Genomic DNA, 25,144 nt, shown 5'->3' on the forward strand with positions numbered 1-25,144 from the left:
GCGTCCGCGCGATCCCCATAACCCGTTCGATACGGTGATCCACGACGCCCAGAGCTGCGCGCCTCATTTGCGGAGACTCCGCGGGCATGCGGCAGCGGCCATCGACAACTCGACCTCGTTACGGTACGCGGAACGGCACCGACGGGTCAAACCAGACCCGGAGCGGCGCCGATCGGGTCTGCGCCCGGGCCCGCCAGGACGGCCCCGTGACACGTTTCCCACACCCTGTGGACAACAACTTGAACGAGGGTGCGTCCCCCGCCTACCGTTGACAGACTTTTCCATGGAACTCCTGCCCCCAGTGAAGGCGTGCACCAGTGGCTGACCCAACAAACGATCTCGCCGCCGCATGGGCGCGAGTCGTCGAGCGACTGGCGAACGACCCGGCGGTCGAGTCCATGGACAAGAAGTGGGTGCAGCGCACCCACCCCATGGGCATGATGGCCCACACCGCCCTGCTCGCCGCCCCCAACGAGTACGCCAAGGGCGTCCTCGAGGGCCGGCTCGTGCAGCAGATCACCGAGATGCTCGGCCAGGAGTTCCAGCGCCAGGTCCTGATCGCCGTCGTCGTCGACGCCAGCGCCGGGACCCTCGCCCCGCCGGCCCCCCAGCCCGCACCGGCGCCGCAACCGCAGAGCTACCAGCCGCAGGCACCGCAGCCCCCGCAGGCACCGGCCCAGCACGGCTACGGCTACGCCCAGCCCTTCGCTGAGCCCTACCCCGGCGCCCCCGGCGGCCAGCCCGGCTACCCGGCCGAGCAGCCCGCCTACCGCGACGAGTGGGCCGTGCCACAGCTCCCCGTGCAACTGCCGCCGCCGGCGCAGCCGGAGAACGGCCCCCAGCAGCACCAGTCGCATCTGCAGCACCAGCCGCCCCAGGGGCCGCACGGCCCGCTGCCGGCCCTGCCCGACGCCCCCGGCTCCGAGATCGCCCCGCGGCCCGAGCACCCCACCGAGACCTCGACCCAGCTGCCCGCCGTCCCCGGCACGCCCCCGCTGCCGCGCCCCGGTACCGGGTCCAGCGGCAGCAGCCCGCTGCCCGTCGGCGGCGGCAAGGACGAACCGGCCGCACGGCTGAACCCCAAGTACCTCTTCGACACCTTCGTCATCGGCTCCAGCAACCGCTTCGCCCACGCGGCCGCGGTCGCCGTGGCCGAGAGCCCGGCCAAGGCCTACAACCCGCTCTTCATCTACGGCGAGTCCGGCCTCGGCAAGACGCACCTGCTGCACGCCATCGGCCACTACGCCCGCAGCCTCTACCCGGGCACCCGGGTGCGGTACGTGAGCTCCGAGGAGTTCACCAACGAGTTCATCAACTCGATCCGCGACGACAAGGGCGACGGCTTCCGGCAGCGCTACCGGGACATGGACATCCTGCTGGTCGACGACATCCAGTTCCTGCAGAACAAGGAGTCGACGCAGGAGGAGTTCTTCCACACCTTCAACACGCTGCACAACGCCAACAAGCAGATCGTGATCTCCTCCGACCGGCCGCCCAAGCAGCTGGTCACGCTGGAGGACCGGCTGCGCAACCGGTTCGAGTGGGGCCTGACCACCGACGTCCAGCCGCCCGAGCTGGAGACCCGCATCGCGATCCTGCGCAAGAAGGCCATCCAGGAGCAGCTGAACGCGCCGGCCGAGGTGCTGGAGTTCATCGCCTCCAAGATCTCGCGCAACATCCGCGAGCTGGAGGGCGCGCTGATCCGCGTCACCGCCTTCGCCAGCCTCAATCGGGCACCGGTGGACCTGCAGCTGGCCGAGATCGTCCTCAAGGACCTGGTCCCGGGTGGCGAGGAGGACGGGCCGGAGATCACCGTCGGCGTCATCATGCAGCAGACCGCCGCCTACTTCGGCCTCAGCGTGGACGACCTGTGCGGCTCCTCGCGCAGCCGGGTCCTGGTGACGGCGCGCCAGATCGCCATGTACCTGTGCCGGGAGCTGACGGACCTGTCGCTGCCGAAGATCGGTGCCGCGTTCGGCGGCCGCGACCACACCACCGTCATGCACGCGGACCGCAAGATCCGCACGATGATGGCGGAGCGCCGGGCCATCTACAACCAGGTGACCGAGCTGACCAACCGCATCAAGAGCTGACACCGACCTCGGTCGTGTGTGCGGAGGGGCGCCCCGATGGGGCGCCCCTCCGGCGTTTGCCCACAGATGTGGGCGGAGCGGCTGTCCACATGCTGGGGAGAACCGAGTTATCCAGAACCCGTCCACAGGGCCGCCCGGTCTGGAAGGATCGTCCCAGCTCAGCCCCCTGTGGAACTGTGGGAAGCGACTCTCCACAACCTGTGGACAACTTGGGGGCCGTCAACCGGCCGCCAGAGTTATCCACGCGCTGTCCCCAGGGAAGGGCCGGTTATCCCCAGACCGAGGCCGTTTCTCCACAAGAATGTCCACAGAACGGCAACACGGAAGGCCTATTCACCGCCCCGAGCGAATTGGGTCACGTGATGTTGCCACAGGGGCTGTGGGAAACCGGGGGAAAACCTGGGGACAGAGTGGTGGACAACCTGGGGACAACCCAAGGGGCCTGTGCACAAGGGGTGCTGCGTCCACAGGGCGTGTAGTTTTCCCACAGCCGCCGTCCCCAGGCCGTGTGGATAAAAAATGGGCCCCGACCAGCGAAAAAGGGGGTTATCCACGGTTTCCACAAGGCCTACTACTACTACCCACTAGATATAGCTCGGTCTTGATCCAAAAGCAGGGTGGGCTCAGATCTGTGGAGAACGTGACCGGGACACTCGTTCGAGGCCTCTTCGGGGCCTTCTGCCTCGGGTGTCCGTGGTATGCGTCAGACTGTCTCTGGCAACCAGGAGCGTGCCCCGTCCCGTGGGCCCCCATGCGTGCCTCAGATGAACACCTAGCTGAACAAGAAGCGACATCCCCCCAGGAGGCGGTTACCGGTGAAGTTCCGGGTCGAGCGTGACGTCCTCGCGGAGGCGGTGGCCTGGGCCGCGCGCAGCCTCCCGGCCAGGCCCCCGGTGCCCGTTCTCGCCGGGCTCCTGCTGACGGCCGAGAGCGACGGCGCAGAGGGCCGTCTGAGCCTGTCCGGCTTCGACTACGAGGTCTCCGCGCGTGTGGCCACCGAGGCGGACGTGGAGGAGGCCGGCACGGTCCTGGTCTCCGGCCGTCTGCTCGCCGACATCTCGCGTGCCCTGCCCAACCGGCCGGTGGAGATCTCCACCGACGGCGTCCGCGTGCTCGTCGTCTGCGGCAGCTCGCGATTCACACTCCCCACCCTGCCTGTGGACGAGTACCCGGCCCTGCCGCAGATGCCGACCGCCTCCGGCGTGGTCCCGGGTGACGCCTTCGCCGCCGCCGTGGCCCAGGTGGCCGTCGCGGCCGGCCGTGACGACACGCTCCCGGTGCTGACGGGTGTGCGCGTGGAGATCGAGGACGACCGGGTCACCCTGGCCGCCACCGACCGCTACCGCTTCGCCGTGCGCGAGCTGCTGTGGAAGCCGGAGCAGCCCGGCCTGAGCGCCGTCGCGCTGGTGCCGGCGAAGACCCTGCTCGACACGGCGAAGTCGCTCAGCGCGGGCGACAACGTCTCCATCGCCCTCGCGGGCAGCGGCAAGGGCGAGGGTCTGATCGGTTTCGAGGGCGCGGGCCGCCGGACCACCACGCGGCTCCTGGAGGGCGAGTTCCCGAAGTTCCGGGCCCTCTTCCCGACGGAGTTCTCCGCGATCGGCACAGTGCCCACCCAGGCCTTCGTCGACGCCGTCAAGCGCGTCTCCCTGGTGGCTGAGCGGAACACCCCGGTGCGGCTCAGCTTCGAGCAGGGCGTGCTGACGCTGGAGGCCGGCTCCGGCGACGACGCACAGGCTGTGGAGCGGATCGACGCGGACCTCGAGGGCGACGACATCTCGATCGCGTTCAACCCGGCCTACCTGCTGGACGGCCTCTCGGCCATCGACAGCCCGGTCGCGCAGCTCAGCTTCACCACGGCGACGAAGCCGGCGCTGCTGAGCGGCAAGGCCTCGCAGGAGTCCGAGGCGGACGAGGCGTACAAGTACCTGATCATGCCCGTGCGCCTTTCGGGCTGACGCCCGGTTGCACTCCCCAGGGGCGCGAGGCCGTGCTCATCGAGCACAGCCTCGCGCCCCTGAGGTCTGACCAGGGATAGGCTCGTGCATGGGTGCGGCAACGGGGCCGCGGACAGTCGATACGGAACGAAGGACTGATCATGCAGCTCGGACTCATCGGTCTCGGCAAGATGGGCGGCAACATGCGCGAGCGCATCCGCCGCGCGGGCCACACCGTGGTCGGCTACGACCGCGACCCCGCCCTGTCCGACGTCGCGAGCCTCAAGGAGCTGGTGGGCTCCCTCGCCGCCCCGCGCGTGGTGTGGGTGATGGTTCCGGCCGGCGGCCCGACGCAGTCGACCGTGGACGAGCTGGCCGAGCTGCTGGAGCCGGGTGACGTCGTCGTCGACGGCGGCAACTCGCGCTGGACCGACGACGAGAAGCACGCCGCGGAGCTCGCCACCAAGGGCATCGGCTTCGTCGACTGCGGTGTCTCCGGCGGTGTCTGGGGCCTGCAGAACGGCTACGCGCTGATGTACGGCGGCTCGGACGCCGACATCGCCAAGGTGCAGCCGATCTTCGAGGCGCTCAAGCCCGAGGGTGACTTCGGTTCCGTGCACGCCGGCAAGGTCGGTGCGGGCCACTTCGCGAAGATGGTCCACAACGGCATCGAGTACGCCATGATGCAGGCCTACGCCGAGGGCTGGGAGCTGCTGGAGGCCGTGGACAGCGTCGAGAACGTCCGCGAGATCTTCCGCTCCTGGAAGGAGGGCACGGTCATCCGCTCCTGGCTGCTGGACCTGGCCGTGGACGCCCTCGACAAGGACGAGCACCTGGGCAGGCTCAAGGGCTTCGCTGCGGACTCCGGCGAGGGCCGGTGGACGGTGGAGGCCGCGATCGACAACGCGGTGCCGCTCCCGGCGATCACCGCCTCGCTGTTCGCCCGCTTCGCCTCGCGGCAGGACGACTCGCCGCAGATGAAGATGATCGCGGCGCTGCGCAACGAGTTCGGCGGCCACGCGGTCGAGTCCAAGTAAGGCCAACTCCCGGGGTTTTCCCCGGAGTTATCCACAACCTGCGAAGGAAGCTGTGCACGTCGCGCATCTGTCGCTGGCCGACTTCCGCTGTTACGCCCGGGCCGAGGTTCCTCTCGACCCGGGCGTCACCGCGTTCACCGGTCCGAACGGCCAGGGCAAGACCAACCTGGTCGAGGCCGTCGGCTATCTGGCGACCCTGGGCAGTCACCGGGTCGCCGGGGACGCGCCGCTGGTGCGGCTGGGGGCCGAGCGCGCGGTCGTGCGCGGCATGGTGGTGCGCGACGAGCGGCAGACGCTGATCGAGCTGGAGCTGAACCCGGGCAGGGCGAACCGGGCGCGGATCAACCGCAGCGACAACGTGCGGCCGCGCGACGTGCTGGGGCTGCTGCGGACGGTGCTGTTCGCGCCGGAGGACCTGGCGCTGGTGAAGGGCGATCCGGGTGAGCGGCGGCGGTTCCTGGACGAACTGCTGACGTTGCGCGCGCCGCGGCTGGCGGGGGTGCGGCAGGACTACGAGCGGGTGCTGAAGCAGCGCAACGCGCTGCTGAAGTCGGCGGCCCAGGCGCGGCGCGGTGCGGGCCGGGGGATGGACCTGTCCACGCTGGACGTGTGGGACGACCATCTGGCCCGGGCGGGCGCGGAGCTGCTGGCGTACCGACTGGACCTGGTGGCGGCGTTGCAGCCGCTGGTCGCCGGCGCGTACGAGGAGTTGGCGCCCGGTGGTGGCGGGACGGTGCTGGAGTACCGCTCCTCGATGGGTGAGGGGGTGCCGCTGTCGGGTGGCCGGGAGGCGCTGTACGCGGCGCTGACGGCCGCGCTCGGGGCGGCGCGCAAGCAGGAGCTGGAGCGGGGGCTGACGCTGGTCGGGCCGCACCGCGACGAGCTGGGCCTGCGGCTCGGTGAGCTGCCGGCGAAGGGGTACGCCTCGCACGGCGAGTGCTGGTCGTATGCGCTGGCGTTGCGGCTGGCCTCGTACGATCTGCTCCGCTCGGACGGCGGCGAGCCGGTGCTGATTCTCGACGACGTGTTCGCGGAGCTGGACGCGCGCCGTCGGGAGCGGCTGGCGGAGCGGGTGGCGACGGGTGAGCAGGTGCTGGTGACGGCGGCGGTCCCGGAGGACGTCCCGGACACGTTGAAGGGGACGCGCTACTCGGTGCTGGACGGCGAAGTGACCCGCGTCTGACGCTCACGGTGCGGCGGTCGATCCCGGGAGTGTCGATGGGGGCCGGGTGGGCCCGCGTACCCTGGAGGCTTGTCCACAGCCTGTGAGTAGTGAGGCGCCACATGTCGGAGGAGACTCCCGAGCTCAGCGGTGTCGATCTGGCGCGGGTCGCGCTGCGCGCGGCGAAGGAGCAGGCGCGGGCCCGTGGTGAGGCGACCGCGCAGAAGAAGCAGGCGCGCCGGACCGGCCTCCGGTCGGGTGCCCGGGCGGACGGTCGTGACCCGCAGCCGTTGGGGAACGCGATCAGCCGGCTGATCGCCGAGCGCGGCTGGGAGGCGCCCGCGGCGGTGGGCGGGGTGATGGGCCGCTGGCCGGAGATCGTGGGGCGTGACATCGCCGCCCACTGCGAGCCGGAGCACTTCGACGAGGACGAGCGGGTGCTCTCGGTGCGCTGCAGCTCGACCGCCTGGGCCACCCAACTCCGCCTGATGGCACCGCAGTTGCTCAAGACCCTGAACGGCGGTCTGGGTGACGGCACGGTGCGGTTCATCAAGGTCCAGGGCCCGGCGACGGGCCCGGCCCGGTACCGGGGACGGCTGCGCGCGCCGGGCAGCAAGGGCCCGGGCGACACCTGGGGTTAGGGCACACTTCGCCCGGAGCCGAGAAACGGCCGTCAGAGCGCTTTGCGCCCCCCTCGCGAGTGTGGGGACATGTCGGGCGCCTGTTGACGTCCGGCACGGGCCGTTCAGAGGGCAGCAAAGCCCCATCTCTGTCAGTCGTACCGGTAGACTGGAAGCCAAACACCGCCGCTTGCGGAGACGCTCGCGGTGGAGAGTCGTAACGCCGTGGCCGTTTCCGGCCCGCCCACATGGGCCGGGGCGGCCCGCGCTGTGCCAGAGAGGGCGTTTCGTGGCCGAGTCCGGCAACCCCAACCAGTCCCCAGACGAGAACGGCGAGAACCAGCAGTCGTACGACGCCAGTGCGATTCAGGTGCTGGAGGGGCTCGAGGCCGTCCGCAAGCGCCCGGGTATGTACATCGGCTCGACGGGCGAGCGCGGTCTGCACCACCTGGTCTACGAGATCGTCGACAACTCGGTCGACGAGGCCCTGGCCGGGCACGCCGACACCATCGACGTGACGATCATGCCGGACGGCGCGGTGCGCGTCGTCGACAACGGCCGTGGCATCCCGGTCGGCGTGGAGAAGACGACCGGCAAGCCGGCCGTCGAGGTCGTACTGACGGTGCTGCACGCGGGCGGCAAGTTCGGCGGCGGCGGCTACGCCGTCTCCGGCGGTCTGCACGGTGTGGGTATCTCGGTCGTCAACGCGCTGTCGCACCGCCTCGCGGTCGAGGTCAAGACGGACGGCCACCGCTGGTCGCAGGAGTACAAGATCGGTGTGCCGGTCGCTCCGCTGGCCCAGCACGAGGAGACCTCGGAGACGGGGACCACGGTCACCTTCTGGGCCGACCCGGACATCTTCGAGACCACCGACTACTCCTTCGACACCCTCTCGCGGCGTTTCCAGGAGATGGCGTTCCTGAACAAGGGCGTCACGATCAACCTCACCGACGAGCGTCCGGACCACACGGACGACGAGGGCAAGCCCAACGCGGTGCGGTACCACTACGAGGGCGGCATCTCCGACTTCGTGAAGTACCTCAACTCCCGCAAGGGTGAGGTGATCCACCCCACCGTCATCGACTTCGAGGCGGAGGACAGGGACAAGAAGATCTCGGTGGAGATCGCGATGCAGTGGAGCACCTCGTACAACGAGGGCGTCTACTCCTTCGCGAACATCATCCACACGCACGAGGGCGGTACCCACGAGGAGGGTTTCCGGGCCGCGCTGACGAGCCTGGTCAACCGCTACGCGCGCGACAAGAAGCTGCTGCGCGACAAGGACGACAACCTCACCGGTGAGGACATCCGCGAGGGTCTGACGGCGATCATCAGCCTCAAGCTGAGCGAGCCGCAGTTCGAGGGCCAGACGAAGACCAAGCTGGGCAACACGGAGGCGAAGACCTTCGTGCAGAAGGTCGTCAACGAGCACTTCAACGACTGGCTGGACCGCAACCCGAACGAGGCGCAGGACATCATCCGCAAGGCGATCACGGCCGCCACGGCCCGTGTCGCCGCGCGCAAGGTGCGCGACCTGACGCGCCGCAAGGGCCTGCTGGAGACGGCGTCGCTGCCGGGCAAGCTGTCGGACTGCCAGTCCAAGGACCCGACCGAGTGCGAGATCTTCATCGTCGAGGGTGACTCGGCCGGCGGCTCGGCCAAGCAGGGCCGTGACCCGCGCGTCCAGGCGATCCTGCCGATCCGCGGCAAGATCCTGAACGTCGAGAAGGCGCGCATCGACAAGGTGCTGCAGAACACCGAGGTCCAGGCGCTGATCTCGGCCTTCGGCACGGGCGTCCACGACGACTTCGACCTGTCCAAGCTCCGCTATCACAAGATCGTTCTGATGGCGGACGCCGACGTCGACGGCCAGCACATCTCCACGCTGCTGCTGACGCTGCTCTTCCGCTTCATGCGCCCGCTGATCGAGGGCGGCCACGTCTACCTGGCCCGCCCGCCGCTGTACAAGATCAAGTGGGGCCGGGACGACATCGAGTACGTCTACTCCGACCGCGAGAAGGAAGCCTCGATCGAGGCGGGCCGTCAGGCCGGCCGCAAGCTGCCCAAGGACGACGCGATCCAGCGCTTCAAGGGTCTGGGCGAGATGAACGCCGAGGAGCTGCGCGTCACCACCATGGACCGGGACGTGCGCCTGCTCTCCCAGGTCACCCTGGAGGACGCCGCCCGCGCCGACGACCTGTTCTCGATCCTCATGGGCGAGGACGTCGAGGCCCGCCGTTCCTTCATCCAGCGCAATGCCAAGGACGTCCGCTTCCTCGACGTCTGAGTCACTCCGGCAGCCGAAGCGTTCCGCAGCGAAAGGAAACTGACCACCCGTGGTCGACGACAACCGCCCCGAGGGCGAGCAGCCGGAGAACAACCCGGCGGAGGTGAACGGCGGGGGCACCCGGATCGAGCAGGTCGAGCTCGAGACGGAGATGCAGCGCTCGTACCTCGACTACGCGATGAGCGTCATCGTCTCGCGCGCCCTGCCCGAGGTCCGTGACGGCCTCAAGCCCGTCCACCGCCGCGTGCTCTACGCGATGTACGACGGCGGCTACCGCCCCGAGAAGGGCTACTACAAGTGCGCCCGCGTCGTCGGCGACGTGATGGGTAACTACCACCCGCACGGCGACACCTCGATCTACGACACCCTGGTGCGTCTCGCCCAGCCGTGGTCGATGCGGATGCCGCTGGTGGACGGCAACGGCAACTTCGGCTCGCCGGGCAACGACCCGGCCGCCGCCATGCGGTACACCGAGTGCCGCATGATGCCGCTGGCCATGGAGATGATGCGGGACATCGACGAGGAGACCGTCGATTTCTCGGCCAACTACGACGGCCGCTCGCAGGAGCCGAACGTCCTGCCGGCCCGCATCCCCAACCTGCTGGTCAACGGCGCCACCGGCATCGCGGTCGGCATGGCGACCAACATCCCGCCGCACAACCTGCGCGAGGTCGCCTCGGGTGCCCTGTGGTACCTGAACAACCCCGAGGCCTCCAACGAGGAGCTGCTGGAAGCCCTGATCGAGCGGATCAAGGGCCCGGACTTCCCGACCGGTGCGCTGATCGTGGGCCGCCGCGGCATCGAGGACGCCTACCGCACCGGCCGCGGCTCGATCACGATGCGCGCGGTGGTGGAGGTCGAGGAGATCCACGGCCGTCAGTGCCTGGTCGTCTCCGAGCTGCCGTTCCAGGTCAACCCGGACAACCTGGCGCTGAAGATCGCCGACCTGGTCAAGGACGCCCGCATCGGCGGCATCGCCGACGTGCGCGACGAGTCCTCGTCCCGCACCGGCACCCGCCTGGTGGTCGTGCTCAAGCGCGACGCGGTCGCCAAGGTCGTGCTGAACAACCTGTACAAGCACACCGACCTGCAGACCAACTTCGGCGCCAACATGCTGGCCCTGGTCGACGGCGTGCCGCGCACGCTGTCGGTGGACGCCTTCATCCGGCACTGGGTCAACCACCAGGTCGACGTGATCGTGCGCCGCACCCGGTTCCGGCTGCGCAAGGCCGAGGAGCGCGCGCACATCCTGCGCGGCCTGCTCAAGGCCCTGGACGCGATCGACGAGGTCATCGCGACGATCCGCCGCTCGGACACGGTCGAGGCCGCCCGCACCGGCCTGATCTCGCTGCTGCAGATCGACGAGATCCAGGCCAACGCGATCCTGGAGATGCAGCTGCGCCGACTGGCCGCCCTGGAGCGCCAGAAGATCACGGCCGAGTACGACGAGCTGATGGCCAAGATCCGCGAGTACAACGCGATCCTGGACTCGCCGTCGCGCCAGCGGGAGATCATCGCCGAGGAGCTCACCGCGATCGTCGACAAGTACGGCGACGAGCGGCGTTCGACGCTGATCCCCTACGAGGGCGACATGTCCGTCGAGGACCTCATCGCCGAAGAGGACATCGTCGTCACCATCACCCGTGGCGGCTACGTCAAGCGCACCCGCTCGGACCTCTACCGCTCGCAGAAGCGCGGCGGCAAGGGGGTGCGCGGCGCGCAGCTGAAGCAGGACGACATCGTCGACCACTTCTTCGTGACGACCACGCACAACTGGATCCTGTTCTTCACCAACAAGGGCCGGGTCTACCGGGCCAAGGGCTACGAGCTGCCGGACGCCGGGCGTGACGCCCGCGGCCAGCACGTGGCCAACCTGCTGGCCTTCCAGCCGGACGAGCAGATCGCGCAGGTCATGGCGGTGCGCACCTACGAGGCCGCCCCGTACCTGGTGCTGGCGACCCGTTCGGGCCTGGTGAAGAAGACCTCGCTGAAGGACTACGACTCGCCGCGCTCCGGCGGTCTGATCGCGATCAACCTGCGGCAGGACGAGGAGGGCAGCGACGACGAGCTGATCGGCGCCGAGCTGGTCTCCGCCTCGGACGACCTGCTGCTGATCTCCAAGAAGGCGCAGTCGATCCGCTTCACCGCCACCGACGAGGCGCTGCGTCCGATGGGCCGCGCCACCTCGGGTGTGAAGGGCATGAGTTTCCGCGAGGACGACGAGCTGCTGTCGATGTCGGTGATCCGTCCAGGCACCTACGTCTTCACGGCCACCGACGGCGGCTACGCCAAGCGCACCAAGGTCGAGGAGTACCGCGTCCAGGGCCGTGGTGGCCTGGGCATCAAGGCCGCCAAGATCGTCGAGGACCGCGGCTCGCTGGTGGGCGCGCTGGTGGTCGAGGAGAGCGACGAGATCCTGGCGATCACGCTCTCCGGCGGGGTGATCCGCACGCGGGTCTCCGGGGTCCGTGAAACCGGGCGTGACACGATGGGCGTCCAACTGATCAACCTGAGCAAGAAGGACGCCGTCGTCGGCATCGCGCGCAACGCGGAGGCTGCTGCCGAGGACGAGGCGGACGAGGTCGAGGACGGCGCCGAAGGCGTCGTCGACAGCGCCTCCGAGGGCACCGACGGTGGTGCCACGGAGCCGTCGGCCGAGTAACCGTCACTGCTTCCACTCCTGCCACGGGCTCCGGTGCGTTTCGCCGGGGCCCGTGCCAGGATGCTGGCAGTCGGTGCTTGCGTCTTGAACGATATGGCGTGACGACACACCGGGGCCGGGTACGGCCCTGGCGGGGAATGCGGGAGGACCAGGGTGAGTAACCCCACGGGAGCGGCGGGAGCCGCAGGGCGGGCGCAGAACGCCCCCGGCGCGGCGGCCGGCGGTGCCGGCAGCGGGCGGGACGCGGGCTCGACGTCGGTGATGCCCGCTGTGGGTGCCGCCGCGGCCGCCTCCGACGGGGCCCCGCAGGCCCCGCGCCGCCGGCAGGGCGGCCCGAACGGCGAGCAGGCCCAGGCCCGCGCCGCCGCGGAGGCCAAGTCCGGCACCCAGACGAGCGCCCAGCCGGCGGCGGCCCCGGCCGCCGCTCCGGCCGGGGCCGCCGCCACGGACGGCTACTCGACGCCGACGACGTACTCCAAGGGCCAGCCGACGCCGCCGCGCGGCACCCCCGTGCCCGCAGCGGCCCCCAGCCGTCCCCAGGGCGGCCAGGGCGGACAGGGCGAGCCCGCACGTCGCCCCGGCCCGGCGGCCGCCCCGCCGTCCGGCCGTACCCGCCGCGCCCGTCTGCGCGTGGTCCGTACGGACCCGTGGACGGTCATGAAGGTCAGCTTCCTGCTGTCCATCGCGCTCGGCGTGGTCACCATCGTCGGTGTCTCGCTGCTGTGGATGGTGCTGGACGCGGCCGGCGTCTTCAGCTCCGTCGGCGGCACCCTCAAGCAGGCCACCACCGGCACGGACACCACCTCGGGCTTCGACCTCCAGTCGTACCTGTCCTTCGGCAACGTCTTCCTCTTCACGCTGCTGATCTCGGTGATCGACGTGGTGCTGCTGACGGCGCTGTGCACGCTGGGTTCGTTCATCTACAACACGGTCGCGGGCATGACCGGTGGCGTCGAGGTGACCCTCGCCGAGGAGGACTGAGCTGACCTGCGGCGCGGCCGCAGGGAAGCGATTTGGGCATTGAGCTGCAGGTGCGCTAATCTTCTAACGCAACGCAGCGCGGGCCTATAGCTCAGACGGTTAGAGCGCTTCCCTGATAAGGAAGAGGCCACAGGTTCAAGTCCTGTTAGGCCCACCAGCGTCAAGAACCCCGGCCGGGATGTCCCGGCCGGGGTTCGCTCGTTGTACCGCACAGATACCAGTCTGGGCGTCCGCTGATGGGGTGTAGCATCGCGGCAAGGACGTCATCGAGGAAGTCGAGGTCTCGCGGTGAAGAAGCTTCTGCTGGTTGTTCTGGTCGCCCTCGGCGGGTACTTCGTCTACCGCCAGGTGCAGGCGGACCGCGCCGAGCAGGACCTGTGGACCGAGGCCACCGACCCGATCCCGGCGGGCTCCCGCTGAGTCGCAGGCTGGTCTTCTCTGCCGCGCCGAGCAGGTACGCTTGTGCGCGGCAGTTCGCGGGGCCTTAGCTCAGTTGGTAGAGCGCCGTCTTTGCATGGCGGATGTCAGGGGTTCGACTCCCCTAGGCTCCACAGTCACGTACGAAGGGGCCCCGATCCTCACCGGATCGGGGCCCCTTCGGCGTCACTTCTTCTTCTTGTCCGCTTCCTTGGCCTCCTCGGCCTCCTTCGCCTCCACCTCCGGGTCGAGGGGCAGGGAGCCGTTGACCGCGCCGCTGGCGCTGGAGCCGCCGGCGTTGGGCGCGGTGTCGCGCAGCGGGATGGACGTGGTCGGCGGTTCGACCAGCCAGTCCGGGTTGGACTGCTTGCGGTACCACTTCCACGCGGCCAGGCCGCCGGTGGCGAGCACGCCCAGGGCCAGCAGAGTGAATCCGCGGCGGGCCCAGCGACCCCTGCGGGAGGCCTCACGCGCGTGGGCCGCCGTCAGCGCCTCGACCTCGGCCAGCGAGACCTGGCCGCGCAGGGCCGGCAGGGCGGCCAGGGAGCGGTCGTGGACCTCCTGGGCGGCCAGCTCGGCGGCGGGCAGCACCCGCTCCTGGGCGATGGCGCGGGCCTGGTCCGCGGCGACCACGGCGGCCTCACGGGCCTGCCGGGCGGCGACCCTGGCCTGGAGCGCGGCCTGGCGGGCCGCCTTGGCCATCGCCTCGTCCACCGCCGGTGGCAGGGTGCCGCGGCCCTTCTCCCACAGTGGCACGACCTGGCTCTGTACGGCGGTCTGGGCTGCCGCCCGGGCCTGTTCCACGGCCGAGCCGACGGCGGGGGCGACCTTCTGCCAGGCCTCCCCGCCGTACTGGGCCGCAGTGTCCCTGGCGCTCACCGCGTATGGCGTGAGCTGCTCGCGGGTGCGACTGGCTGCCTCGCGGGCTGTGTCGATCCGGCTCACCGGAACCTCCTCCTCGGGCGTCCTCTTCGTCACGTATCACCCAATGAAAGATCATGCCGCCAGATTCGTCCCCCGGCACGCTGAAAAGTGGCGGTTCTTCCTCCTATGCATCCTGCTCCTTTGTGAGCTGTTGCACAGGGCGTGCGAGGATTCAGGCAGGATTCAGGCAAGGAATCGTTCGCAGGAAGGCGCCGCGTCGTGGCCCAGCAGCTGTTCGCCACCCTCCACACCAACCACGGGGACATCGAGCTCAAGCTCCTCCCGTTCCACGCCCCGAAGACGGTGACGAACTTCGTGGAGCTGGCGCAGGGTGAGCGCGAGTGGACGCACCCGGGAACGGGTGCCGTCACCAAGGACCGGCTCTACGACGGCACCGAGTTCCACCGCGTCATCGGCGGCTTCATGATCCAGGGCGGTGACCCGCTCGGCACCGGCGTGGGCGGCCCCGGCTACCAGTTCAAGGACGAGATCCACCCGGAGCTGGTCTTCGACCGTCCCTACCTGCTGGCCATGGCCAACGCCGGGCCGGGCACCAACGGGTCGCAGTTCTTCATCACCGTCGACGCGACGCCGTGGCTCAACCGCAAGCACACCATCTTCGGCGAGGTCGCCGACGAGGCGTCGCGCAAGGTCGTCGACGCGATCGCGGCCGTGCCGACCGGCCCGGGGGAGCGTCCCACCTCGCCGGTCGTGCTGGAGTCGGTGGAGATCACCCGTCGTTGACGGGACACCTGTCAGGGGAGCGGGTCGCCATGTCGGACTGCTACCGCCACCCGGGGCGGGACACGGGGGTGCACTGCGCCCGTTGCGAGCGCCCGGTCTGCCCGGACTGCCGGATCGAGGCCGCCGTGGGCTTCCAGTGCGTGGAGTGCGTGCACGAGGGGCGGGGTGCCGCGCCCGCGCGGCCGGCGCGCACCGACTACGGCGGTCCGGTGCGTGCGGACGGCGCGCTGGTCACCCGTGCGCTGATCGGTGCCAACCTGGCCGTGTGGCTGTTGGTGTGGATCGGCGGTGACGACGCCTTCTACCGGCTGGCCATGCAGGGCCACGCGGTCGCCCCAGGCGGCCAGTGGTACCGGCTGCTCAGCTCGGTGTTCCTGCACGAGCCGAGCTCCTTCGGCATCCTCCACATCGCGCTGAACATGTGGTCGCTGTGGATCCTGGGCCCGTACGTGGAGGCGGCCGTCGGGCGGCTGCGCTACCTGGTGCTGTACCTGCTGGCGGGCATCGGCGGCTCGGTGCTGGTGATGCTGTCCCGGCCCACCCTGATCGTCGCCGGGGCCTCCGGGGCGATCTTCGGGCTGCTGGGCGCGGTGGTGGTGATCCACCGGCACCGCGGCTTCGAGCTGGGGCCCATCATGGCCGTGCTGGTGGTGAACCTGGTGGCCACCTTCTCACTCGGCTTCATCGCCTGGCAGGCGCACATCGGGGGGCTGGTGGTCGGCGCGCTGCTGGCAGCCGGTTTCGTGTACGCGCCGGCCGCCCCGGCACACCGCCGCGACCTGGTGCAGGCCGCAGCGGTGGTGCTGGTGGCGGCACTGGTCGCGGGGGTGGGCCTGTACGCGGCCGCCCACGTCACCGGCTGAGTGGTACCGGCCGAGAAGCGCCGGCTGAGTTGTCCATGCCGGGTTATCCACAGTGTGCACAGAGCGGCTCGCACAACCGTGCGAGCCGCTCTGGTGTGACCTGCGCTACGCGCGTTCACCTGCGGATGTGATGACTTTCACCGTTCCGGGTGGCTGCTGTCCCGATCGAGTTATCCACAGATAGTCGGGGTTTTTCCCCACTGTGGATAAGTCGTGTGGACAAGCGTCAGAGCGTCACTTCCACTGGGTGGAGACGCCGAACCCGCCCGCGATGAAAGCGAAGCCGATCAGGATGTTCCAGTTGCCGATGGCACTGATCGGCCACTGCGCGTTCGTCACGTAGTAGACGACGATCCAGACCAGACCGATCAGGAACAGCCCCAACATGAGCGGGGCGACGAAGCCGCGGCCCGACTTGAGCTTGACCGCAGTGGCGGTCGTGGTCGGCGGGGTGTAATCCGACTTCTTGCGGATGCGTGACTTCGGCACTGGTAGGGCTCCCGGGGACGTGGGCCGATCAGCAGGGGCGCGTGGACATGGGTGCGGCAGGGTACGCCAGCGTCCGTTAGCGTAGTGGCTGCGGGAGTCGGAAGGAGATAAGGGTACGTGGCAGATTCGGAAGAAGTTCCGCCCGCTTCGGACATTCCACCGAACGAGGGAACTTCTCGGCTGCGTCCCACGGGGCGATTTGTCGGGCGTGCCCTGACCTGCCTGATCTTCGCGCTGGCCGGATTTCTCTTCTACACCAGTGCCCACACCGCCAACGGAACGAACCTGCGCAACGACAACACCCTGCTGCGCCTGTCCGACCTCATACAGCAGCGCAGCCAGGAGAACGCCACCTCGGACGCCCAGGTCGGCGCGCTGCGCGCACAGATCGACCAGCTCGCCCAGAGCCACCCCGGCAACCCCGCCGACCAGGCGCGGCTCGCCGCGCTCGAGCAGGCCGCCGGCCTCGATCCGCTGACCGGCCCCGGCCTGACCGTCACCCTCAACGACGCGCCGCCGAACGCCACCGCCCGCATCCCCGGTGTGCCCCAGCCGCAGCCGGACGACCTGGTCATCCACCAGCAGGACCTGCAGGCCGTCGTCAACGCCCTGTGGCGCGGCGGGGCCCGCGGCATCCAGGTGCAGGACCAGCGGCTGATCTCCACCAGCGCGGTGCGCTGCGTCGGCAACCAGCTGATCCTCCAGGGGCGCGTCTACTCCCCGCCCTACGTGATCAAGGCCGTCGGCACGCCCAAGGCGTTGGAGACGGCCCTCAACGGCGACATCTACATCCAGACCTACCTCCAGTACGTCACCGCCTACGGGCTGGGCTGGAAAGTGCAGTCGTCACGAGCGATGACTCTTCCGGGCTACTCGGGCACAGTGGACCTCCAATACGCCAAGCAGGGGTGATCCGGGGAGGGCAGTGGTGGGGCGGCTGGTGGCGCGGACGCTGGTCGAGCTGTGCATCACCGTCGGCGCGCTGATCGTGCTGCTCACCTGCTACCTGCTGTTCTGGACGAACATCGCCGCCGACCAGGCGATGGCGGGGGAGATGGACCGCCTCCAGCAGCAGTGGAGCCAGGACCAGCCGCAGGTCGCGGCGACCCCGGGCGTGAGCGCGACGCCTTCGGCGGCCGCCTCCCCCACCCCGGTGACACCGACCGCGTACCCGCCCGGCCAGGCCTTCGCGGTGCTGTACATCCCCCGCTTCGGCCGCGACTGGAGGAAGCCGATCGTCGAGGGCACCGGCGTGCCCGACCTGCAGAAGGGCATCGGCCACTACACCGGCACCGCCGAGCCCGGACAGGCGGGCAACTTCGCCCTGGCCGGCCACCGCCGCACGTGGGGCAACCCCTTCAACGACTTCCCGCTGCTGCGGCCGGGGGACCGGATCTACGTCGACGACGGCCACTTCTGGTACGTCTACCAGCTCGACCGCACCCCGCTGCGGACCCTGCCGACGGACGTCGGCGTGCTCGACCCGGTGCCGCCGGAGTCCGGCTACACCCGGCCGGGCTCCTACCTGACCCTGACCACCTGCGATCCGGCCTGGGGGCACAGCCACCGGCTGATCGAGTGGGGCCACCTGGTGTCCACTACACCCGTCTCCGAGGGCACGCCACGAGGTCTGTCCAGTTAGCCCTGGCTCACAGGGGTGCCGGATACCCTGGTGCCCGACAGGAGGAGGCACGCCGATGTACGGCTTTCTGTGGCGCAAACTGCCCGGCAGCGCGCCGCTGCGCGCCCTGCAGTGCCTGCTGCTCTTCCTGGCCGCCGTCTTCGTGCTGTTCCAGTTCGTCTTCCCGAGGCTGGAGCCGCTGCTCCCCTTCGGCGACGTGACGGTCAACGGCACGGGTTCGGGTTCCACCGCCCCGCCGTCGCCCGGCCCGTCCGCCTCGACGCTCAACGGCGCCCACCGCCTGCCGGTCGTCGAGCTCTCCCAGAACCACGGAGTCGCAGCCTGATGTCCGCCCGACCCGCTCGCATCCTGGTCGTCGACAACTACGACAGCTTCGTCTTCAACCTGGTCCAGTACCTGTACCAGCTGGGCGCGGAGTGCGAGGTGCGGCGCAACGACGAGGTGGACCTCGCCTCGGTCACCCGTGAGGCCTACGACGGGGTGCTGCTCTCCCCCGGCCCCGGGGCGCCCGAGGAGGCCGGTGTCTGCATCGAGATGGTGCACCACTGCGCCGGGATCGGGCTGCCGGTCTTCGGCGTCTGTCTGGGCCTGCAGTCCATCGCGGTGGCCTACGGCGCGGTCGTGGGCCGGGCGCCGGAGCTGCTGCACGGCAAGACCTCGCCGGTCAGCCACGAGGACGGCGGCGTCTTCGCCGGCCTCCACTCGCCGCTGACGGCCACCCGCTACCACTCGCTCGCCGTCGACCGCGACACCGTGCCGGACGAGCTGCACGTGACCGCGTGGACGGACACCGGCGTCATCATGGGCCTGCGGCACCGGGAGCACGCCGTGGAGGGCGTCCAGTTCCACCCCGAGTCGGTACTGACCGAGGGCGGCCACCGGATGCTCGCCAACTGGCTGACCGCCTGCGGCGACCCGGAGGCCGTGGCCCGGTCGGCCGGTCTGGCCCCGGTGATCGGTCGAGTGGCCGTCGCGTGACGGCGCTGCGCCACGAGCCGGGAGGGCCGTGGGAGCCCGAGCCGGAGCCTTCCGCGGGGTCGTTCCCCGGTGGACAGCCGGACCAGCAGACGATGCAGCTGCGGGCCGTGCGTTCCACTCCCCCGTCGTCCTCCGACTCCCCCGCCCCGGGCGGCCGCGCGGCGCGCCGCCGCGCCGCGGCGGGCGCGGGCGGCGCGGGCTCCGCGGGTGCTCCGAGCTCGTCCGGTGGTGGCGGCGGTGGCGGCCGCGCGGCGCGGCGGCGTGCGGCGAAGGCGCGCAAGGAGGGCCCCGGGATCCTCGCGGTGCGGGCCTTCGGGGAGCTGCTGATCACGCTGGGCGTGGTGATGATCCTGTTCGTCGCCTACCAGCTGTGGTGGACCAACGTCCGCGCGGACGAGTACGCCTCGGGCCAGGTCTCGACGCTGGAGCACCAGTGGGGTGGTGACGGCTCGTCGAAGAACCACCCGCCGTATCCGACCTCGGTGGCGCCGGGGTCGAAGTTCGCCATCATCTACATCCCGAAGCTGGACGTGAAGACGCCGATCGCGGAGGGCACGGACAAGGAGTCCATCCTCGACAACGGCCTCGTCGGCCACTACACCGGCGCCCAGGAGACGGCCTTCCCGTGGGCCTCCTCGGGCAACTTCGCCCTCGCCGGGCACCGCAACACCCATGGCGAGCCGTTCCGCTACATCCCCCGCCTGGTCCCGGGCGACAAGATCGTCGTGGAGACGGCGTACGACTGGTACACCTACGTGGTCACCAGCTCCCTGCCGCAGACCTCCCCGAACAACGTCTCCGTCATCGCGCCGGTCCCCCCGCAGAGCGGATTCACCGGACCGGGCCGCTACATCACCCTGACGACGTGCACCCCCGAGTTCACCTCCACGTACCGCATGGCCGTGTGGGGCAAGCTCGTCGAGGACCTCCCCAAGAGCGCCGGCCACATGCCCGCCGCGCTGTCGTAACCACGGCGCCACGCCGCTCGTTGAGCCGAACGGATGAGATTCCGGGGCGACGTGGTGCGACGTGATACGACCGGGACCGGTGTGCAGCGGGCAGCGCAGACGAGTCGACGGCCACGTACAGGGGAGCCCCCAGGAATCCATCGGTCTGTGACGTGCCCCGGCACCTCTTTCCATCTCTCGACATCCCGATGAGTGGAAGGACCACACAGCGATGAGTACCAACGATCAGGCTGTCCTGCTGGAGTCCCGTACCGCGCGTGCCGGTGTGAGCGGGCGCGTCGAGGCGCTCGACAAGGTCAGGGCGCTCCAGATGCTGCCCGACGGCGTCCACGTCACCACGGCCCTCGTGGCGGAGTACTTCGAGGTCGACGCCGAGGCGATCAAGAAGCTCACCCAGCGGCACCGCGAGGAGCTGGAATCGAACGGAATGACCGTGCTTCGGGGAGAAGCCCTGGTCGGCTTCGATAGGGACATCATGTCCCTTTCGAACAAGAGTTATCCACAGGGCCTTCGCGCGCACCTCACCCTGTTCAACCGGCGGGCGGTGCTGAACATCGCCATGCTGCTGCGCGACAGCGACGTCGCCCGGCGGGTGCGGGTCCACCTGCTCGACGCCGAGCACTCCGCGCGGGCCGAGCCAGGGGTGCTGGACCGGTACGTCACCGAGCTCGCCGCCACCACGGCCGCGCGGGTGGCGTGCGAGATCGTCGACTCCCGCCTCGACGCCCGGCTCAAGCCCCACACCGAGGTGATCGGCGCGTTGAGCGTCAAGGTCACCAACCTCGAGTGCGGCGTCGGCGAGATCAGGGACACCCTGGCCGGGATGCGACAGGAGCTCGCCGAGCTCCGGGTCCAGCGTGGGCTCAGGTGGCGGTGGTGTCCTTAGGTCAGGCGCCACACCGTGGTGAGCTTGGTCTCCGCGTCCTCCAACTCCCGTTGCACCGGGACGGCGTAGCTCTCGAGCGCGTTGAACTCGGTGCGCGGGAGGTAGGCGCGGCCGGGGTCGCCGACGAAGGCGGTGGCTCCGGCCGACCGCGCGCGGTGGAGGAAGGCGAGGACGCGGGTGGCCATGGTGCGCTCGTAGAAGGCGTCGCCGACGAGGACGACGTCCGCGGCGGGCGTCGGGTCGGTGTCGAGGACGTCGCCGAGGGCGGGGCCGAGGGTGACCCCGTTCGCGGCGGCGTTCAGCGCGAGGGCGTCCAGTGCGAGCGGGTCGATCTCGCTGACGGTCACGCTCGCCGCACCGGCCCGGAGCGCGGCGATCGCGACCAGACCCGACCCGGAGGCGAGGTCCAGCACGCGCCGGCCGGCGACGGTCTCGGGGTGGTCCAGGACGTAGCGGGCGAGAGCCAGGCCGCCGGCCCAGGCCTGGGCCCAGAACGGGGGTGGTGCGTCCGTGCGGCCGGACACGGTCTCCGTCTGCGCCCACAGGTCGAAGACCTGGTCGGCGAGGTGGAGCTGCACTTCCGTCAGGAAGTCGGGGCTGGCGGGCGCGAGCCGGGTGTGCGTCCGGACGAACTGCGCGGCGTCGGAAATCGGGGTGACGGGGATCACCGCGCCAGTCTGCTGGGCAGGTGGACGACGAGGCAAGACACGAGGGGCGCGGGACCGCATCACGCCGGTCCCGCGCCCCTCACGTCACGTCAGCGAACCGTCAGCCGCCGTTGCCGCCGTTGCCCTGGCCAGGAGGCGTGTTGCCGCCCGGGTTGGTGCCGCCGATGATGCCCGGGGTGCCGGTGGTGGCGCCCGTCTGGCCCTGGTCGGTCGCCGCGGCCTGCGGGTTCGCGGTGATGGTGATCGTGCTGCCGGCCGGCACCTGCGTGCTGCCGTCCTGCGCCACGGGCTGGCCCTGGTAGGTCTCGGTCAGCACGTTGCCCGCGGGCTGCGTCGGGTCGTTGGCCTGGGCGAAGCCGCGCACGCAGTTCAGGTGCAGGGCCTCGATCTGCTGGCAGGCCGCCTGGTAGTCCGTACCCACCAGGTACGGGACCTGGACGAGCGCCTGACCGGAGGAGACCGTCACGTCGACCGTCGTGCCCTTGGGCTGGTTGCCCTGCGGCGTCCAGCTGATGATCTGGCCCTTCGGCACGGTCGCCGACGCGGCGTCCGTGGTCTGGCCGATCTGGAAGCCCTTGGCCTGGAGCGCCGACGTCGCCTGGTCGACGGTCATGCCCGCAAGGCTCGGCACGCCGTCCGTCAGCGGGCCGGTGCTCAGCTGGACGGTGATGGTGCCGCCGTCCTGGACCGTGCTGCCCGCCACCGGGTCCTGCTTGCAGACCTTGCCCTTGTCGGCGGTGTTCGCGTCGCACGGGATGGACTGGCCCTTGACCAGGTGAACCTTCCCGTTGAACTGGTTGTTGATGAGCGTCTGCGCGTCCGCGAAGGACTGCCCGGTCAGCGACGGCGCCTGCATCGTGGTGTTGGACTGGCCGTTGAACATCGACTTGGTCACGAAGAACGCGCCGAGCAGCACCAGCACCGCCGCGACGATCAGCACGATCACCGAGGTGTTGCGGTTGCGGCCGCCACCACCCTGCGCCGCCCTGCGGCGGTCGCCGCGGCCGCCGCTGTAGCCGTTGTCGTACTCGTCGTCGTAGCCGGAGCCCGGGTCGTAGCCGTCGCCGCCCGCGTCGTAGCCCTGGCCGGAGCCGGGCAGGATGCTGGTCTGGCCGCCGGGGGCGCCGTGGCCGCCGGGGACGGGGGGCATGGCCATGGTGCGGCCGTACTGGTCGGCCTGCGGCTGCTGGCCGTAGCCGTTCATGCCGAAGGCCATCGTCGGGGCCGACGCCGCGGCGACGGGCAGGCCGTCGAGGGCGCGCTCGATGTCGGCCCGCATCTCGTCCGCCGACTGGTAGCGGTACTCGCGGTCCTTGGCCAGCGCCTTCATCACGATGGCGTCGTACTCGGGCCGCAGCTCCGGGTCGTGGAACGAGGGCGGGTTGGCCTCCTCGCGGACGTGCTGGTAGGCCACGGCCACGGGGGAGTCGCCGACGAACGGCGGGCGCACGGTGAGCAGCTCGTAGAGCAGGCAACCGGTGGAGTACAGGTCGGAGCGGGCGTCGACCTGCTCGCCCTTGGCCTGCTCCGGCGAGAGGTACTGGGCGGTGCCGATGACCGCGGCGGTCTGCGTCATGGTCATCCCGGCGTCGCCCATGGCGCGGGCGATGCCGAAGTCCATGACCTTGACCTGGCCCGTGCGCGTCAGCATGACGTTGGCGGGCTTGATGTCGCGGTGCACGATGCCGTTGCGGTGCGAGTACTCCAGCGCCTGGAGGATGCCGATGCACATCTCCATGGCGCGCTCGGGCAGCAGCCGGCGGCCGGAGTGCAGCAGCTCGCGCAGGGTGGAGCCGTCGACGTACTCCATCACGATGTACGGGATGGAGATGCCGTCGATGTAGTCCTCGCCCGTGTCGTAGACCGCCACGATCGAGGGGTGGTTCAGCGACGCCGCGGACTGTGCCTCGCGGCGGAACCGGGCCTGGAAAGACGGGTCGCGGGCCATGTCGGCCCGCAGCGTCTTGACGGCGACGGCGCGTCCGAGCCGGATGTCGTGACCGATGTAGACCTCGGCCATGCCGCCGCGTCCGAGAACGCCGCCCAGCTCGTACCGGCCGCCTAGGCGACGCGGTTCTTCCATGGTTCGAGCCCTCTCCACTCTCCGGTCTGCCCAACCGACCCGCATGGGTTGTGGCGCGGGCGGACAGACCGCTGCTGCGGATACGCTACCGGGCGCGCAAGTCAAAGCGGATTCGCCGGACGACCTGATACAGGAATGGAATACGTCTGCGCTGGACGAACGCGCCGAACGTGGCTTCCGTCACCCACCGTCCGGAGCAGTCCGCCGTGGGTGACGCAGCTCACTCACCCGCCGATGTAGGCCTGCATCATCGCCTTGGCGATCGGGGCGGCCAGGTGCATGCCGGAGATGTCGCCGCGGGCGGTGTCGCTGTCCTCGACCACGACCGCCACGGCGATCTGCTTGCCGTTCGGCGCCTTGGCCCAGGAGACGAACCAGGCGTACGGGTTGTTGGAGTTGTTCACACCGTTCTGCGCGGTGCCGGTCTTGCCGCCGACCGTGACGCCGGGGATCTTCGCGGTGATGCCGGTGCCGTTCTGGACGACGTTGATCATCATCGTCTGGATCTGCGCCGCGACCTCGGGCGTGGTGGCCTGGGAGAGCTGCTTGGGCGACCACTGCGAGATCACCGAGTTGTTCGCGGAGCGCTCCTGGGAGACCAGGTAGGGCTGCATCAGCGAACCGTTGTTGGCGATCGCCGCGGCGACCATGGCCATCTGCAGCGGGGTGGCCCGGGTGTCGTACTGGCCGATGGAGGACTGGGCGGTCTGCGCCTGGCCCATGCCCTTGTCGAAGTTGCTGCCGGTGACGCCGACCGGGACGGTCAGCGAGGAGTTGTTGAAGCCGAACTTCTGCGCCTCGTCCAGCATCCGCGCACCGCCGATCTCGGCGCCGAGCTTGCCGAAGACGGTGTTGCAGGACAGTGCCAGCGCCGTGTTCAGCGAGGCGTTCTTGCAGCCGGTGTCGCCCGCCTCGTTGGGCAGCGGCACGTTGTTGGTCCCCGGCAGGATGTAGACGTCCGGGGTGTCCGTCGGCGCGTTGATGTCGGTGATGTTGCCGTTCTCCAGCGCGGCCGCGGCCGTGACCAGCTTGAACGTCGAGCCCGGCGGGTAGGTCTGGCGCAGCGCCCGGTTCAGCATCGGCTGGTTGGTCTTGTCGCCGACCAGGGCGTTCCACGCCTTGTTGGCGTCGCCGTTCGCGCCCGCGATGGTGCTCGGGTCGTAGGACGGGAAGCTGACCAGGCCGAGGATGGCGCCGGTCGACGGGTCCAGCGCGACGGCTGCGCCCTTCTTGCCCTGCAGCCCGTCCCAGCCGGCCTGCTGCACCTTCGGGTCGATCGTGGTGACCACGTCGCCGCCCTGCTTCTGCTTGCCGGTCAGCGTGTCCAGCGCGTTGCGGAAGAAGAGCCGGGGGTCGTTCCCGGACAGGATCGGGTCCTCGACGTTCTCCAGCAGGTTGGAGCCGAAGACCTGCGAGCTGTAGCCGGTGATCGGCGCGTACATCGGGCCGTTCACGTAGGCCCGGCGGTACTTGTACAGGTTGCCGTTGACCAGCAGGTCCTTGGTGACCGCCTTGCCGCCGACGATGATGTCGCCGCGCGGGTAGCTGTAGGCCTCGATCAGGGTGCGCTCGTTGTGGGCGTTGGCGTTCAGTGCGCTCGCGTCCACGCCCTGCACCCAGTTGGCGCGGATCATCAGGGCCAATACCAGGAGCAGGCAGAACACGGAGACCCTGCGGATCGGCTTGTTCATGGGGCGCTCACT

Annotated in this window: 22 protein-coding genes and 2 tRNA genes; 19 read left to right on the forward strand and 5 right to left on the reverse strand. The window is 69.9% G+C overall.

Annotated features, from left to right (window positions below; all coding sequences use genetic code 11):
• Nucleotides 1–317: 317 nt before the first annotated feature.
• From dnaA to BMY61_RS07485, 11 genes are all read left to right on the forward strand, one after another.
• Nucleotides 318–2,093: a chromosomal replication initiator protein DnaA gene (gene dnaA / locus BMY61_RS07440; RefSeq protein WP_075003797.1), complete on the forward strand. Its 1,776-nt coding sequence runs from the start codon at nucleotides 318–320 to the stop codon at nucleotides 2,091–2,093.
• Between the two features lie 815 nt (nucleotides 2,094–2,908).
• Complete coding sequence (gene dnaN / locus BMY61_RS07445) at nucleotides 2,909–4,051, forward strand: DNA polymerase III subunit beta (RefSeq protein WP_042458436.1); 1,143 nt, start codon at nucleotides 2,909–2,911, stop codon at nucleotides 4,049–4,051.
• A 140-nt stretch (nucleotides 4,052–4,191) separates the two neighbouring features.
• Nucleotides 4,192–5,067 carry a phosphogluconate dehydrogenase (NAD(+)-dependent, decarboxylating) gene (gene gnd, locus BMY61_RS07450; RefSeq protein ID WP_042458439.1) on the forward strand — a complete coding sequence of 292 codons (876 nt, stop codon included), beginning with the start codon at nucleotides 4,192–4,194 and terminating at the stop codon, nucleotides 5,065–5,067.
• A 52-nt stretch (nucleotides 5,068–5,119) separates the two neighbouring features.
• The gene (recF, locus tag BMY61_RS07455) at nucleotides 5,120–6,250 is read left to right on the forward strand and encodes a DNA replication/repair protein RecF (RefSeq protein ID WP_042458441.1); all 1,131 of its coding nucleotides are present in this window, start codon (nucleotides 5,120–5,122) and stop codon (nucleotides 6,248–6,250) included.
• Between the two features lie 101 nt (nucleotides 6,251–6,351).
• Nucleotides 6,352–6,870, forward strand: a complete 519-nt coding sequence (locus BMY61_RS07460; protein WP_042458444.1) for a DciA family protein — start codon at nucleotides 6,352–6,354, stop codon at nucleotides 6,868–6,870.
• A gap of 268 nt (nucleotides 6,871–7,138) precedes the next feature.
• Nucleotides 7,139–9,136, forward strand: coding sequence for a DNA topoisomerase (ATP-hydrolyzing) subunit B (gene gyrB / locus BMY61_RS07465; protein ID WP_042458447.1), 1,998 nt, complete (start codon nucleotides 7,139–7,141; stop codon nucleotides 9,134–9,136).
• 49 nt (nucleotides 9,137–9,185) lie between these two features.
• Nucleotides 9,186–11,798 (forward strand): DNA gyrase subunit A, encoded by a 2,613-nt coding sequence (gene gyrA, locus BMY61_RS07470; RefSeq protein ID WP_042458450.1) that lies wholly within the window; start codon nucleotides 9,186–9,188, stop codon nucleotides 11,796–11,798.
• 153 nt (nucleotides 11,799–11,951) lie between these two features.
• Nucleotides 11,952–12,779 carry a DUF3566 domain-containing protein gene (locus tag BMY61_RS07475; protein WP_075003798.1) on the forward strand — a complete coding sequence of 276 codons (828 nt, stop codon included), beginning with the start codon at nucleotides 11,952–11,954 and terminating at the stop codon, nucleotides 12,777–12,779.
• An 80-nt stretch (nucleotides 12,780–12,859) separates the two neighbouring features.
• A tRNA-Ile gene (locus BMY61_RS07480) sits at nucleotides 12,860–12,936 on the forward strand.
• A gap of 131 nt (nucleotides 12,937–13,067) precedes the next feature.
• Nucleotides 13,068–13,199, forward strand: coding sequence for a DLW-39 family protein (locus BMY61_RS47055; protein ID WP_218161989.1), 132 nt, complete (start codon nucleotides 13,068–13,070; stop codon nucleotides 13,197–13,199).
• A 58-nt stretch (nucleotides 13,200–13,257) separates the two neighbouring features.
• A tRNA-Ala gene (locus BMY61_RS07485) sits at nucleotides 13,258–13,330 on the forward strand.
• 52 nt (nucleotides 13,331–13,382) lie between these two features.
• On the opposite strand, the gene BMY61_RS07490 is transcribed toward BMY61_RS07485, so the two are convergent.
• Nucleotides 13,383–14,141, reverse strand: coding sequence for a DUF5324 family protein (locus tag BMY61_RS07490; protein ID WP_042461374.1), 759 nt, complete (start codon nucleotides 14,139–14,141; stop codon nucleotides 13,383–13,385).
• Between the two features lie 198 nt (nucleotides 14,142–14,339).
• On the opposite strand from BMY61_RS07490, the gene BMY61_RS07495 reads away from it, so the two are divergent.
• Both BMY61_RS07495 and BMY61_RS07500 read left to right on the forward strand, forming a co-directional pair.
• Nucleotides 14,340–14,864 (forward strand): peptidylprolyl isomerase, encoded by a 525-nt coding sequence (locus BMY61_RS07495; protein WP_042461377.1) that lies wholly within the window; start codon nucleotides 14,340–14,342, stop codon nucleotides 14,862–14,864.
• Nucleotides 14,865–14,893: 29 nt separating this feature from the next.
• Nucleotides 14,894–15,727, forward strand: a complete 834-nt coding sequence (locus BMY61_RS07500; RefSeq protein WP_042461380.1) for a rhomboid family intramembrane serine protease — start codon at nucleotides 14,894–14,896, stop codon at nucleotides 15,725–15,727.
• Nucleotides 15,728–15,961: 234 nt separating this feature from the next.
• On the opposite strand, the gene crgA is transcribed toward BMY61_RS07500, so the two are convergent.
• Entirely contained in the window at nucleotides 15,962–16,216 is a 255-nt protein-coding gene (crgA, locus tag BMY61_RS07505; protein WP_042461385.1) for a cell division protein CrgA, read from the reverse strand.
• 153 nt (nucleotides 16,217–16,369) lie between these two features.
• On the opposite strand from crgA, the gene BMY61_RS07510 reads away from it, so the two are divergent.
• From BMY61_RS07510 to BMY61_RS07535, 6 genes are all read left to right on the forward strand, one after another.
• The gene (locus BMY61_RS07510) at nucleotides 16,370–17,128 is read left to right on the forward strand and encodes a DUF881 domain-containing protein (RefSeq protein ID WP_042461397.1); all 759 of its coding nucleotides are present in this window, start codon (nucleotides 16,370–16,372) and stop codon (nucleotides 17,126–17,128) included.
• Nucleotides 17,129–17,144: 16 nt separating this feature from the next.
• Nucleotides 17,145–17,858, forward strand: a complete 714-nt coding sequence (locus tag BMY61_RS07515; RefSeq protein ID WP_042461388.1) for a class E sortase — start codon at nucleotides 17,145–17,147, stop codon at nucleotides 17,856–17,858.
• 55 nt (nucleotides 17,859–17,913) lie between these two features.
• Nucleotides 17,914–18,183, forward strand: a complete 270-nt coding sequence (locus BMY61_RS07520) for a hypothetical protein (protein ID WP_052439582.1) — start codon at nucleotides 17,914–17,916, stop codon at nucleotides 18,181–18,183.
• Nucleotides 18,183–18,836, forward strand: coding sequence for an aminodeoxychorismate/anthranilate synthase component II (locus BMY61_RS07525; protein ID WP_042461391.1), 654 nt, complete (start codon nucleotides 18,183–18,185; stop codon nucleotides 18,834–18,836). The genes BMY61_RS07520 and BMY61_RS07525 overlap by 1 nt, the downstream gene beginning before the upstream one ends.
• Nucleotides 18,837–18,943: 107 nt before the next feature.
• A complete protein-coding gene (locus tag BMY61_RS07530; RefSeq protein ID WP_425314671.1) occupies nucleotides 18,944–19,804 on the forward strand; it encodes a class E sortase in 861 nt (286 codons plus the stop codon).
• Nucleotides 19,805–20,015: 211 nt separating this feature from the next.
• A complete protein-coding gene (locus BMY61_RS07535; protein ID WP_042460669.1) occupies nucleotides 20,016–20,690 on the forward strand; it encodes a hypothetical protein in 675 nt (224 codons plus the stop codon).
• Here the strand turns inward: BMY61_RS07535 and BMY61_RS07540 are convergent.
• The 3 genes from BMY61_RS07540 to BMY61_RS07550 all read right to left on the reverse strand — a co-directional run bounded on the left by BMY61_RS07540 (nucleotide 20,687) and on the right by BMY61_RS07550 (nucleotide 25,132).
• Entirely contained in the window at nucleotides 20,687–21,358 is a 672-nt protein-coding gene (locus BMY61_RS07540) for a class I SAM-dependent methyltransferase (RefSeq protein WP_236656675.1), read from the reverse strand. The two genes, BMY61_RS07535 and BMY61_RS07540, sit on opposite strands and share 4 nt — an antisense overlap.
• Nucleotides 21,359–21,458: 100 nt before the next feature.
• The gene (gene pknB / locus BMY61_RS07545; RefSeq protein WP_042460672.1) at nucleotides 21,459–23,441 is read right to left on the reverse strand and encodes a Stk1 family PASTA domain-containing Ser/Thr kinase; all 1,983 of its coding nucleotides are present in this window, start codon (nucleotides 23,439–23,441) and stop codon (nucleotides 21,459–21,461) included.
• 224 nt (nucleotides 23,442–23,665) lie between these two features.
• Nucleotides 23,666–25,132 (reverse strand): peptidoglycan D,D-transpeptidase FtsI family protein, encoded by a 1,467-nt coding sequence (locus tag BMY61_RS07550; protein WP_042460674.1) that lies wholly within the window; start codon nucleotides 25,130–25,132, stop codon nucleotides 23,666–23,668.
• Nucleotides 25,133–25,144 lie beyond the last annotated feature (12 nt).

The organism is Streptacidiphilus jiangxiensis (assembly GCF_900109465.1).
GTDB classification, from domain to species: Bacteria; Actinomycetota; Actinomycetes; order Streptomycetales; family Streptomycetaceae; genus Streptacidiphilus; species Streptacidiphilus jiangxiensis.

Coding starts and splice junctions, on each gene's coding strand:
- BMY61_RS07550 (WP_042460674.1), bottom strand. CDS start 25,132: ATGAACAAGCCGATCCGCAGGGTCTCCGTGTTCTGCCTGCTCCTGGTA.
- BMY61_RS07500 (WP_042461380.1), top strand. CDS start 14,894: ATGTCGGACTGCTACCGCCACCCGGGGCGGGACACGGGGGTGCACTGC.
- BMY61_RS07460 (WP_042458444.1), top strand. CDS start 6,352: ATGTCGGAGGAGACTCCCGAGCTCAGCGGTGTCGATCTGGCGCGGGTC.
- BMY61_RS07525 (WP_042461391.1), top strand. CDS start 18,183: ATGTCCGCCCGACCCGCTCGCATCCTGGTCGTCGACAACTACGACAGC.
- BMY61_RS07520 (WP_052439582.1), top strand. CDS start 17,914: ATGTACGGCTTTCTGTGGCGCAAACTGCCCGGCAGCGCGCCGCTGCGC.
- gnd (WP_042458439.1), top strand. CDS start 4,192: ATGCAGCTCGGACTCATCGGTCTCGGCAAGATGGGCGGCAACATGCGC.
- pknB (WP_042460672.1), bottom strand. CDS start 23,441: ATGGAAGAACCGCGTCGCCTAGGCGGCCGGTACGAGCTGGGCGGCGTT.
- BMY61_RS07535 (WP_042460669.1), top strand. CDS start 20,016: ATGAGTACCAACGATCAGGCTGTCCTGCTGGAGTCCCGTACCGCGCGT.